The 12,553-nt window shown below is 57.8% G+C and carries 10 protein-coding genes; all 10 read right to left on the bottom strand.

Annotation, left to right across the window (positions count from 1 at the left end; translation table 11 throughout):
- Positions 1 to 119: 119 nt before the first annotated feature.
- The 10 genes from SDD30_RS09600 to nadD all read right to left on the bottom strand — a co-directional run bounded on the left by SDD30_RS09600 (position 120) and on the right by nadD (position 12,544).
- Positions 120 to 3,554, bottom strand: a complete 3,435-nt coding sequence (locus SDD30_RS09600; protein ID WP_434074693.1) for an S-layer homology domain-containing protein — start codon at positions 3,552 to 3,554, stop codon at positions 120 to 122.
- Between the two features lie 177 nt (positions 3,555 to 3,731).
- The gene (locus tag SDD30_RS09595) at positions 3,732 to 4,463 is read right to left on the bottom strand and encodes a protoglobin domain-containing protein (protein ID WP_434074692.1); all 732 of its coding nucleotides are present in this window, start codon (positions 4,461 to 4,463) and stop codon (positions 3,732 to 3,734) included.
- A gap of 221 nt (positions 4,464 to 4,684) precedes the next feature.
- Positions 4,685 to 5,470, bottom strand: a complete 786-nt coding sequence (gene uppP / locus SDD30_RS09590; protein ID WP_434074691.1) for an undecaprenyl-diphosphatase UppP — start codon at positions 5,468 to 5,470, stop codon at positions 4,685 to 4,687.
- 139 nt (positions 5,471 to 5,609) lie between these two features.
- A complete protein-coding gene (locus SDD30_RS09585; RefSeq protein WP_434074690.1) occupies positions 5,610 to 6,299 on the bottom strand; it encodes a ComEA family DNA-binding protein in 690 nt (229 codons plus the stop codon).
- A 202-nt stretch (positions 6,300 to 6,501) separates the two neighbouring features.
- Positions 6,502 to 7,950 carry a sodium:proton antiporter gene (locus SDD30_RS09580; protein WP_434074689.1) on the bottom strand — a complete coding sequence of 483 codons (1,449 nt, stop codon included), beginning with the start codon at positions 7,948 to 7,950 and terminating at the stop codon, positions 6,502 to 6,504.
- 122 nt (positions 7,951 to 8,072) lie between these two features.
- Complete coding sequence (leuS, locus tag SDD30_RS09575) at positions 8,073 to 10,562, bottom strand: leucine--tRNA ligase (RefSeq protein WP_434074688.1); 2,490 nt, start codon at positions 10,560 to 10,562, stop codon at positions 8,073 to 8,075.
- Between the two features lie 24 nt (positions 10,563 to 10,586).
- Complete coding sequence (gene rsfS, locus SDD30_RS09570; RefSeq protein WP_434074717.1) at positions 10,587 to 10,934, bottom strand: ribosome silencing factor; 348 nt, start codon at positions 10,932 to 10,934, stop codon at positions 10,587 to 10,589.
- Entirely contained in the window at positions 10,934 to 11,503 is a 570-nt protein-coding gene (gene yqeK, locus SDD30_RS09565; RefSeq protein WP_434074687.1) for a bis(5'-nucleosyl)-tetraphosphatase (symmetrical) YqeK, read from the bottom strand. The genes rsfS and yqeK overlap by 1 nt, the downstream gene beginning before the upstream one ends.
- Positions 11,504 to 11,599: 96 nt before the next feature.
- Positions 11,600 to 11,845, bottom strand: coding sequence for an RNA recognition motif domain-containing protein (locus tag SDD30_RS09560; protein WP_109206396.1), 246 nt, complete (start codon positions 11,843 to 11,845; stop codon positions 11,600 to 11,602).
- A gap of 45 nt (positions 11,846 to 11,890) precedes the next feature.
- Entirely contained in the window at positions 11,891 to 12,544 is a 654-nt protein-coding gene (nadD, locus tag SDD30_RS09555) for a nicotinate-nucleotide adenylyltransferase (protein WP_434074716.1), read from the bottom strand.
- Between the last annotated feature and the right edge of the window lie 9 nt (positions 12,545 to 12,553).

The raw sequence follows: 12,553 nt of genomic DNA, 5'->3' as shown, positions 1-12,553 counted from the left end.
ATAGTTTTCCTCCTCAAATAGGGTTCTCTTGATGTTGCCAACCAATGCTTCCAGGGAGGCAAGTAAAGTCCGCGGGCCAGTTGGTTATCAATTGGTGGTGCACGCGCCGGCAACAGCCTTCAATTAATTAATTGCAACAACTTCAGGGTGCGCGCCAGCATAACCGCAGCCTCGGCCCGGGTAGCACTGTTGCCGGGTTTGAGCCTGTCCTGGGTGTCGCTGTGGATAATACCGGCAGCAATAGATATAGCCACGGCCTCCCGCGCCCAGGGGGCAATCTCCTGGCTATCGCTGAAACGCGGTAGGAGGCCGCCCGGTTTGGTGATATCTATTCCAGCACCTATACCGGCATCTGCATAACGGATGGGCGACGCACTGTTCCAATAGTCCGGGTTGCTCCTGGTTGGATTGATAATCCCGGCGTCGCCGGCGTCGATCGGGCTACTGCCGACGGGAGCGCTGGCCACGGCGCCGCCCGGAGTAACCAGGCTGCTGCTGGCATACCGGATCGCCCGCACCAGCAGGGCGGCGATCTCCTGGCGCGAAATGGCGGCGTCCGGCCGAAAGGTACCGTCATCATACCCTTGCACCAGGCCGGCAGCGGCGCCGGTATTAATGGCGGCTGCCGCCCAGTGGCCGGTAACATCGGGTAAGTTTGCCTTTTCAGCCCCGGTTTCCCCGCCGGACAAACCCAGGGCCCGCACCAGTAAAGCAGTGAACTCGGCCCGGGTCACCGGTTCCTCCGGATCAAAGTTCTGTTTTTCCCGGCCGGCGACAATCAGCCGGGAGGCCAGTTTGGCGACATCCCTTCTCGCCCAGTGGTCGGCCAGGTCGGGGAAGGCCTGATGATGTTTAAAAATAAAGTAAATACCATTACCCCGGTGCTTCACTACAGCTACAGCCCGCCCCTCGGTAAAGGTAAATACCACCGGCACCGGCCGGAGATCGCGGCGGACCGGATCGTAAAGAACTGCCGCTGCCGCCTCCGGGTCCGGGGTTCCTGCCAGGTTGATGCTCCGGCTGGTGTAGGTAGGAAACCCGGGTAACGCTATACTCTGCCCGCTACCGTCCACGCCCTGGACGGCAAAAAATACCGGGCCGGCCAGCAGTTCTCCGCGACCGTCACCGCTGGTTGGGAGACCAGGCTCTGCCCGCCCCTGCTCTACCGCCCCGGCAGAAAGGACTCTCGCCAGCGATAGCCTTTGAATTCTGAAGTCCAGGAATAGATTATCCAGATTGGTGCCCAAGCTGCCGGCAATGGTAGAAACATCCAGGCTCCGGACCGGCAGGCGCCAGGTAGCAAGGGCAGCCTGCAATTCCAGGCTGGCAGCGGGATTCTGGCGGGCCATCTGTTCCAGGACAATGGCGGGAATTCTGGCCACAAAACCATCGGCCGCCTCCCTGCCGGCCAGGGTATAAGTGTCGATCTCCCGGCCCTTCCTGCTTACCAGGGCAGCCAGCTTCCCGGCGTCGCAGGTTAAGGTCACGACGCCCTCCCGGGATGTCTCCCTCGCTTTGAGCAGAAAGTTACCAGGGGCTATCTGGATAGCGCCCGGGTCCGGTTCCACCGCTACCGGCCCGCCCTTCGGCTCGCCGCCGGATTTGTCAGTTGCCGGATCCGTTCCCCCGGACCCCCCATCGGCTCCCCGACTATTATCTCCCGGATCGCCGGGGGTATCACCAGGGTGATCATTCATCGCCGTGATCCGGATCTGGCAGGAGACCGGGCTGCTATATGTATAACCATCATAGACGATGAAAGTTACCGTCCGCGGGTCGGGAGCTGGGTCTTTGCTGCTATTACTATAGGTAAGGGAGCTCAGGACCGCCTGGTAGGCTTCCGGGGAAGCCGGGCCAGTAAGGGTTAAAGCTCCAGTGGCGGCATCATAATTGCTCAGGATAGCGCTGCGCTCCTGGCCGTTTTTCCCCTCCTCGTTAAGGCCCAGGCTATCCTGGTCAGGGAAGAAATTATCAGTAATCGCCACTGTAGCTCCCGCCAGGCTACCCCTGGCGCCGGCGGCGACGGTTAGGCCGGGATCAATAATCAGGGGTCCGCTACCCTCGCGATACTCACGACCGTTGGCGGCCAGTTCTTCGGAGAGCTGCAGGACGGGCGGCCCAGCAGGTATAATGGGAATCGTCGCCTGCGAGGGGGCTGAGTGGTGGGCCTCGTCCTGGGGGTCGACGACGGCATAGGTAAAATAGGCATCTGTCTCCCGGTCGGGGTCGGGAGTAAATTTAAGGTCAACGTAATTCTCGGACAGTGCCAGGGGCGGCGCCCCCTCCCCCACCGGTACGGGGGTCTCAGTTTCGGTAACCAGGGCCAAACGGCCCCCGGTAACGGTCAGGATGCGGATGCTGGTCGGGGGCGTACCCTGGGGGTCCTGTAAAATCGGTACTACCAGGCGGATGTTAGGTCTGGCAGCCGGGTAAGGTGAGCCGGCGACGATGGCTGCCGGGCGCGCCGGGTCGCCGGGATCGACCACCGTCACATCCCCGCCGGGGTCGGGGGCGGCACGGTAAACGGTGACCGTCACTGTGGCTATATTGGAATCCAGCCGGCCATCATTTACTTTGAAGGCAAAGGAATCCGGGCCGCTGCTATAAAGGGCGGGAGTATAAGTAAAAGCGCCACGCTGGGGATCTGTAAGGGTAACGGTTCCTTGGCTTCCCCCAGCTGTTAAACTGTAGGTCAGGCTGTCACCGTCGGCGTCGCGGGCCAGCAGGAAGCCGCCCACCGGGGTAGTATCAGCGGTGACGAAGGTTAAAGTTACCCCGGAAGGGATCCAGGCCGGGAGGGGTGTGCCGGATTTATGGCTACCAAGGGTAGCATTACCCTTGCCCGTGGCATCCAGGGCTACGCTACCCAAACCCTCATCCAGCCGCCAGTAGCCCACCAGGTGGGCATATTCCGGCTGACCCGGGGTAATCCCCCCATAGACCAGGTCAAGGATGGCCGCCCCGTCCAGGGCTTTATCCCACAGGCTGATCGCATCGATGGCCCCGTTCAGGGTACCCTGATTAAAATAATTATTAACCAGGTAACAATGGCCGGCGGCGCTACCCCAGCCGAAACTACCAGTCCGGTTGGCTTGTACTTCGCCGTTGACATAGATCATTTGGGAAGAAGTTGTCCCGGTAATGGCTACGTGCTGCCATTCTCCCGTTTTCAGGACATTGGCGGAGGTGGCGATTTCCGGATTATTACCGAATTTAAAATGGATGCTGGCGTCTCCATTTATATAACCTTTAAAACCGACGTGATAAGTTTCGTCATAATTATTGATAAAGTACATCTTCCGGCCGGGCTCAATTTTATTGACCCGCACCCAGAAGGCAGCTGTCAGGGCTTGCGTTAGATCAGGTACCGGGGGAGCGTAATTGGCGTACAGATACTGGTTTTCCCCGGTAAACTCCAGGGCCCAACCATAGCCCGCCACGGGGGCATGGTTGTCCGCTGCGTAAAGGCACGCCGGCGCAGAAAGGCAGGCTATTATGCTAAGGATGATGAGAAAAAGTAAGGTCGGCTGGCGATGACTGCGGGTAGAAGACATGAGCTACACCCTGGCTCCTCCGAAATGAGATGTGTAAGGTTGGAGGTGAGAGGTGGGAGGCTTGTCGAAACTGGCTGCGCCAGTTTCGGATTAAAGCTTGCCCGCCACTCATTTCTTTCCTTCGTTGGTGGTGATCCGCCACCATGGTCGGCTCCTCTGAAAATAGATCTTGGCCATTTACCTGCTGATCTGTTGCATCCGGGCCAAGACGCGGTGGTTCTCCTGGACCTTAAGGGTAATATCCTTAGCTGACTGAGAGGTGCGGGCAGCCAGGTCCCGGACCGCTTGGGCCACCACTGAGAAGGTACGGCCGTGCTCCCCGGCCCGGGCCGCCTCAATGGAGGCATTCAGGGATAAAATCTTGGTCTGCTCGGCAATATCGCCAATTATTTTCGCCACAGCGGCAATCTCATCCTGGAAGTGGCCGAGTTGTTGCAACTGGTCCACGATATAATTCTCTATGGCCAGTTGCATGTCAAAGATCACCCGTTTGGTAAAGGCCTCCAGCAAGCGCAGGCACAAATCGGGATCATCGCCGTGGTAGTGCCAGATAATACGGTGAATTTCACTGAGGTAGAGGCGATAGGTACCCAGGTACCATTTAGGGTAAAGGCCGATTTCTTGATGCTTTTTGCCGATACGCAGGCGGCCGTTTATGTATTCGCCAGAGATAGGGTCAGTCAGGCTGATAAAATAGGCCTTCTGGGTCTGGGACAACCGTTCGACGGTACTATGCTTTTTAATCATCTGCTCCAAGTAGGGGTACTGCATGAAGTGATCATAAAAGGTCTTGACCACCCCATCGGCTTCTTTGACGAAGATCTCCTTTTCGGCCTGCATGAGGGCCAGCTCGTCCTCACTGAGATTGAGGAAGCTTAGCTGTTCTTTCTGGGCGGTGTTATCAACCATTACCGGCTCGCTCCTTTTTCGTCGGGATAGAACATAGTTCGCCCTCGATAGCAATTTTCCTGCCGGAAATTAGTATTTATGGCCAAACTGACCTTTTCTCAGGATAGAACAGGGGACACGACGGCCGCCATAGTTGCCTCACCGGCTCCATCTGCCCGCCGTATCCCCTTTAAAAATACGCGGTCCCCTGCCCACAAGGCAGCTCCAGCTACTAAAGGAATTTAATGCCGCAGCCAGAAAACGGCCACTACCAGGGCTGCCAGCAAAATCCGGTACCCGGTAAAGAGCAGGTAACTTCCATGACGGAGATACTGAAGTAAGAATTTAATGGCCAAGAAACCAACTACGGCGGCCGTCAGCACCCCAACAATGAAGGCCAGGTTGACTTCATGAAGGGGCAAATCCTTTAATTTCAAGAGGGCCGCCCCGGCGATGATAGGTACGGACATTAAGAAAGAAAAGCGAGCCGCGGTCTCCCGGTCCATACCGGTAAGAAGCCCGGCCGACATGGTGATCCCCGAACGGGAAACACCGGGGATAATGGCCAGGGCCTGGGAGATGCCGACTATAATGCCGTCCATCAGGCTGAGGTCTTCCATCTGCCTACTTTTACGTCCCACCCGATCGGCCCACCAGAGACCGATACCCATCAAGGTCAATGTCAGGGCAATGAGTAAGGGTGAACGAAAAATAGTCTCCGCTTGCTTTTCAAAGAGCACCCCAAAGAGAGCCCCAGGGATAGAGGCGACAATTAAATACCAGAACAGGCGCCCGTCCTGGCTATGAGGCTGGCCCAACCCGCTAAGGACCAGTTCAATAATATCGCGCCAAAAGAAGGCCACTACAGCAATCAAAGTACCCAGGTGGAGGGCGACGTCGAAGGTTAACCCGGGGTCGGGCCAGCGGAAGAGCCAGGGCGCTAAAACCAGGTGGGCGGAACTGGAGATGGGTAAAAACTCACCCAAACCCTGGACCAGGCCCAGGACAATGGCCTGCAGAACATTCATGATCATACGCTCCTTTAGTGGTGTCAACTACAGACCAAGTTTATCTTCCCTTCCTGCTGGTGTCAAGATCCTTTGCGTCCCAGCGGGAAAAGGTGGCAGCGAAGATTACTCGGCTCCAGGTGTTAGGGGTGCCCTTGATTTAGTTTACGGTGACCCGGTCCTTGAGGTCGGCGAATTTCTTAGCGCCGATACCGGAGACATTCTGCAGGTCTTCGATGTTGCGGAAGGGGCCTTTCTGGTTGCGGTAATCCAGGATACGCTGGGCCAGGGTAGGGCCAATTCCCGGCAGGCTGTCCAGTTCCTGCAGGGTGGCGGTATTAATATTCACCTTACCGCCGCTATTAACCGGGGTGGCCCCGGCCGTAACACCGGGAGCGGCGCCCGGGCCGGAACCAGGGGCCGGCAGGCTGCCGGTACCCACCGCTGCTATGGCTTCACCCTGCCTGGGAACCACAATCTGCTGGCCGTCGTTTAAGGGAGCTGCCAGGTTCAGGGCATTAGCATTGGCCTCCGGGAGCAAACCCGCCAGGTTAACAGCCTCATTAACCCGGGCGCCGGCGGGGAGTTCATAAACCCCGGGCAGCTTGACAGCGCCGGTTACGTGGACCTGGATGGTACCCTTCTTTTCCCCGACGGCTTTCTGGTCGGGGGCAGTACCCACCCCTGCCCCCGGGGTCTTATCTCCCACCTTATCCCCCGGCACGACCTGGGGTAAAGAAGCCGCTTCCCGGTGACTCTGCCAGCGGCTGTATTGCATCCCAGCCCCAAAAATAAGGGCTACCGCCAGGGCGGCGGCCAGCCAGCGGACCCGCCCGTCCCATTCCCACATAGTACCACCTCGTCACCATACTTTTCCTCCTGCCATAAAATACGACTTCCACAGCTTTATTCCTGCCAGGTGTGGCAAATTTCGCCATGGGAAAATAAAAACCGCCCTGCAGGGCGGCCAGGCCGGGAAAGAGCCGGGGTGCTAACTCGAGTGATCAAGGAGTACCGGTGCCCCCGAATCATGCTTCCCTTCGGCCTACTAATTAACGGAAAAAGATCAGGGTGTCCAGGATAAACAGGGGGATGAGGATGCCCACCGACCAGGCCATGTAGCCGAAGAAACTGGGCATGCGGATGTTGTTCTCCTCAGCTATTGACCGCACCATGAAGTTAGGGGCATTGCCAATGTAGGTATTAGCGCCCATGAAGACGGCACCGCAGGATACGGCGGCCAGCATTTCGGTGCCGATCATCCCCAAGGTAGTCTGGACGCCGCTTAACGCCCCCAGGCTGGTGGCCGTTGTTAGGAATACCAGGTACGTAGGGGCATTATCGAGGAAGCTGGACAGGGCACCGGTAGCCCAAAAGAAATGGGCCGGCTGTGATAAGCCCAACTCTGCCCCGCGGGCGTGGAGGATGGCCAGGGCCGGGATCATGGTCATAAAGATACCGGCAAAGAGAGTGGCTACCTCCCGGATGGGACCCCAGGTAAAATTATTATCTTGACGAATCCTTTTGGAAGTGGTTTTCCAGGAAAGGAAGGCGGCCAGGAGGATGGCCGGGTCACGAATAATATTGGTGTAAGGGAGGACAATGGGCCCGCTACCATGCCGGTACAGGGCGATACCATAAAGGGCACCTGTTTGCTGGTCAGCGAAGGCCGGGTTCTTGGCCAGAATGCCGCTTAAAATTACCGCCCCGACGATCATGGCCAGGTAAATCAGGTTCGGCAGCCCGTCGACCCGCAGGGGATCATGCTTCTTAATTGTTCTGGGAACACTTTCTTTACGGTAGAAGAAACTATCCAGGAAATAAAGAAAAAGCAGCAGGATTAGCACATTAAATCCCATGGGGAAAATCAACCGCATCGTCCAGAAAAAGGGTACGCCCCTTAAATAACCCAGGAACAAGGGCGGATCACCCACCGGCGTCAGGGCGCCGCCGATATTGGCTACCAGGAAGATAAAGAAGATAACGATGTGGGCCTTATAACGCCGCCACTCATTGGCCCGCAGCACCGGCCGAATCAGGAGCATGCTGGCACCGGTGGTCCCAATCCAGCTGGCCAGAATCGTGCCTACCAGCAGTAACAGGGTGTTGACAGCTGGTGTACCCCGCAGGGTCCCCCGCAGGATAATCCCTCCCGAGACTACAAATAAACCGAAGAGGAGAATAATAAAGGGTACGTAATCCAGGAGAATAACCTCCAGGGCTTGAAAAAAGGCCGTCCCAGTACCAAAGGCGATCAAAAAGGGAATAAAAAAGGCCAGGGCCCAGAAGGCGCTTACCTTCCACATGTTATGTTCCCACCAGGGGCCGTTGACCAGGGGCCAGATGGCAATGGACAGCAGCATCCCCACAAAGGGTAACACGCTCCAGAGGGGTAAAGCATGTCCCAGATCATAACCCCCAGCTGCCCAGGCTGCCCCACTAAAAGCCAGCAACAGACCCGGAAGTAGCATTACCGTTGTGACCAGGCGCTTTATTCCCATCCCCATCCATCCCATCCACTTTTTTCTACACTTAAATCAACCCGGCGCAGCCTTGATTAATACGTAAGTATTCCATCCTATCTTCACCTGGATTTCCAGCCCGGCGCTATCTGACGGGAAACCTAACTCGCCCGCCGGGCGACGACGTTAACCAGTTTATCCGGGACCACGATGATCTTGACCACCTGTTGCCCGGCCAGCAGGGCGGCCATCTTATCCTGTTTCAGGACCAGTTCTTCTATCTTCTCCCGCTCCAGCCCTGCCGGCACCTGGAGGCGATCCCGCACCTTACCATTAATCTGCACCACCAGGGTTACTTCCTCTGCTGCCAGGGCCGCCGGGTCATACTGGGGCCAGGCTTCCAAATGAACGCTCGCCCGGCCGCCCAGGCCCTGCCAGAGTTCCTCGGCAATATGGGGGGCAAAGGGGGCCAGGATGGTAACCAGCTTCCGTAAAACCTCACCCATGAGAGCAAGATTTTGCTCCTGCTCCGGAACGCTATCTTGATAACGATAGCAGCCGTTGACCAGTTCCATAATAGCGCTGATGGCGGTGTTAAAGTTAAAGCGCTCCTCGACATCCGCGGTTACTTTCTTGATGGTGGCGTGGAGGAGGCACCAGAGCTCCCGGTCGGCATGGTCTTTGATGCCTAGGGGGCCGCCGGCCTGACGTACTGCCTCGGCATAAGAGGCCACCAGGCGCCAGACCCGGTTTAAAAAACGATAACAGCCCTCCACCCCCTGGTCGCTCCACTCCAGGTCACGCTCCGGCGGGGCGGCAAAGAGGATAAAGAGGCGTGCCGTATCGGCGCCGTAGCGGTCGATTATCTCCTCGGGGCTGACGATATTCCCTTTGGACTTGGACATCTTGCTGCCTTCCTTGAGGACCATACCCTGGGTCAGGAGGTTCTGGAAGGGCTCCTCGACCCCCACCAGGCCGAAGTCATAGAGGGCTTTGGTAAAGAAACGGGCGTACATCAGGTGCAGGATGGCGTGTTCCACCCCACCGATGTATTGATCCACATTCATCCAGTAATCGACCTTATCCCGTTTAAAGGCCTGTTCCTGGCTGTGGGGGCTGGTATAGCGCAGGAAATACCAGGAGGAGCAGACGAAGGTGTCCATGGTATCCGTCTCCCGCCGCGCCGGGCCGCTGCACTGGGGACAGGTGGTCTGGACGAACTCCGGGCAATAGGTCAGGGGTGACTCCCCGGTGGGCCGGAATTCCACCCCTTCCGGCAGGAGGACCGGTAGGTCTTCCTCCGGTACCGGGACGATACCGCAGCGGTCGCAGTAGATCATGGGTATGGGCGCACCCCAGTAACGCTGGCGGGAAATAAGCCAGTCCCGCAGGCGGTAGTTGATCCGTGCTTTACCCTTACCAATGCTCTCCAGGTAAGCGGTAACCTTCCGGATACCCGCCTGGTTGGGGACGCCATCAAAAGGGCCGGAGTTGAACATGACGCCGTCGGCGACATAGGCAGCCGTCATAGCAGCGCCGTCCAGTTCCCCATCGGCGGGCCGGATTACCGCCTTGACGGGCAGATTATACTTACGGGCAAACTCAAAATCCCGCTGGTCGTGGGCCGGCACCCCCATAACAGCGCCGGTACCGTATTCCATCAGGACGTAGTTGGCAATCCAGATGGGTACCCGCTCGCCATTCACCGGGTTGATGGCATAGGCGCCGGTGAAGAGGCCCTCCTTTTCCTTATCCGTGGCTGTGCGATCCAGGGCGCTCAAATAGCGTGCCGCCTGGACGAATTCCGCCACCGGATCGGCGTAAGGCGTCCCGGCGGTCAACTCCTCGACCAGGGGGTGCTCGGGTGCCAGAACCATATAGGTAACCCCGTAGAGGGTATCCGGCCGGGTGGTATAGACCGGGATCTCCTGGCCGCTACCCGCGACGGTGAAGATTACCTCGGCACCGGTACTCTTGCCGATCCAGTTCTCCTGCATGATTTTAACCTTATCCGGCCAGCCGGGGAGCTGCTGCAAATCCTCCAGCAGGCGATCAGCATAGGCGGTAATCCGGAAAAACCACTGCTCCAGGTCTTTACGCATTACCGGTGTGTGGCAACGCTCGCAGGCGCCGTCCACGACCTGTTCGTTGGCCAGAACGGTGGCACAGGAGGGGCACCAGTTGACGGCAGCCTTTTTACGATAGGCCAGGCCATGTTTATACATCTGCAGGAAAAGCCATTGGGTCCAGCGATAATAATTGGGGTGACAGGTGGCTACCTCCCGCTCCCAATCATAGCTGATGCCCATAGCGTGGAGCTGGCGGCGCATGTTGGCGATATTGCTCCAGGTCCATTGCGCCGGCGGGATACCCCGGTGGATGGCGGCATTTTCCGCCGGCAGGCCGAAGGCGTCCCACCCCATGGGATGCAGGACGTTGTAGCCCCGCATGCGCTTGATCCTGGCGACAACATCGCCGATGGAGTAGTTGCGGACGTGCCCCATATGCAGGTTACCGGAGGGATAAGGGAACATCTCCAGGCAGTAAAACTTGGGCTTGCCGGGATCCTCCGTCACCCGGTACAGGTCGCCGGCCTCCCAGCGCCGCTGCCACTTAGGTTCAATTTCTTTGAAATTATAGCGTGCTTCCATCAGTGTCACTCCAGACTACCAGACTCATTCGTTTGCAAGAGCCACCTTCCGGGCATCGCCCCAGAGGCGTTCCAGGTCATAGAAACGGCGCTCTTCTTCAAGGAAGATGTGCACCACCACAGCACCGAAATCTAACAATACCCAGCGGGCCGCGTCCAGGCCTTCCCGGTGCAATAGTTCTACCCCGGCCGTTGCCAGGCTCTCCTCCACCTGGTTGGCAATGGCCTGTACCTGGACGGTGGAGGTACCGCTGGCGATGACGAAGTAATCGGCAATGAGGGTGATGCCCCGGAGATCAAGGATAACCGGCTCGCGTCCCTTTTTCTCCTGCACCGCCCGGGCTGCCAGTTGGGCTACCCGGCCTGCATCCATCAAATCTCGACCCCCTCCGCTAAAAGTATATAGTTCCTGGCTTCGACTGTCGCCGGGTGTAGGGGCTGCCCCTTGCCCAGGAGATAAAAAATACTGGATTCAAAGGCTTTCAGAAGGGCGGCCTGCAGATCCGTCCCGGCCAGGCGGCGCAGCTCTGCCACCCCGGGGAAACGGCGCTCCGGTTCAATGGCATCGGCCAGGTAAATAATCTTATCCAGGGTGGTCATAGCAACGGCTCCCACCGTGTGCCGGGCGACGGCCTGGAGGATGGCCCGATCCACCAGTCCCAGGTCCTGTTTAAGCAACAGGGCGCCTACCGGGCCATGGAGTAAAACAGGGAGCCGCCGCTCCAGTTCACAGGTCACCAGGCCGGCCCGGGTGGCCAGGGCCAGTAATTCCGGTCCCGGTAAATCCCGGGCATAATCGTGTAACAGGCCCGCCAGGCGGGCCTGTTCTGGATCGACCTTGTTTTGGTTTGCCAGTTGGGCAGCCGTCGTAGCTACCCCCAGACTATGCCGGTAGCGCTTTTCCGGTAGCCTGGCGGCCAGGATTTTTTGATAATCAATCATTGTTCCTGCTCCGCTTTCCTTCTGCGAGGGAGCCGCTGTTAACAAAAACCCCCTATTATAGCAATAGGAGGTTAGAGATGCCTGCGGCTTTAAAACCTAGGAACGGGCCCGGGCTTCGTTGACGGTCAGAATACGGCCGCCCAGTTCAGACCCATTCATAGCGGCGATCATCTGATCGGCGTCCGCATCATTTACTTCTACGAAGCCAAAGCCCCGTGACCTGCCGGTCTGCCGATCGGTAATAATCCGCGCACTCAACACTTCGCCGTGGGAGCCAAAGGCCTGCGCCAGTTCTTCTTCACTGGTAGACCAGGGGAGGTTACCCACGTACAGGGTACGCACCAATGCCATTCACCTCTTCTTAAATGTTATTAGTAGTATACAGTCCTAGCCCTTATCGTATACACCGTCCGGCCGGGGCCGGTATAATCCCCGGGAACAGATATACTCTTCTACTGCTTCCGGCAGCAGGTATTTTATGGGTTGATTATTCTTTACCCGCCAGCGGATGTCAGTAGATGATATGGCCAGAGCCGGGACTTCAATGAGATGAATTCGGTGCCTACCCTCAACCGGTAACTGGGGCCGGGATTCCTCGAGCCGGTTCAGCTGAAAACCAGGTCGCGTGGCAGCAATAAACTGGCATTCACGCAGGAGCCTGTCGACATCCTTCCACGTCAAGATTTCCAGGATAGCGTCGGCACCGGTAATAAAGTAGAGCTGGGTCTGGGGGCCATACGCCCGTCGAAAGGCACAGATTGTGTCGACGGTGTAAGAGTAACCCTCCCGGTCAATCTCGCTCCGGGAGACTTCGAAATAAGGGTTGCTGGTGGTGGCCAGCACGGTCATTTGATAGCGGTATTCCGCCCTGGTGACCTGGTAGTCCTTTTTATGGGGAGGGCGCCCGGAGGGCACAAAGATCACCTTATCCAGGGCAAACTCCCAGCGGGCTGCTTCGGCCGTCACCAGGTGACCGTAGTGGATGGGATCAAAGGTTCCCCCCATAATCCCTACCCGTCCGGGACGGGTAACTGAATTCATCATTACCTC

This window comes from Moorella naiadis (nom. illeg.) (assembly GCF_051020825.1).
Classification (GTDB): domain Bacteria; phylum Bacillota; class DSM-521; order Neomoorellales; family Neomoorellaceae; genus Neomoorella; species Neomoorella naiadis.
The sequence above is the reverse complement of the archived record's forward strand: the minus strand, read 5'-3'. Positions and strand labels throughout refer to the sequence as shown.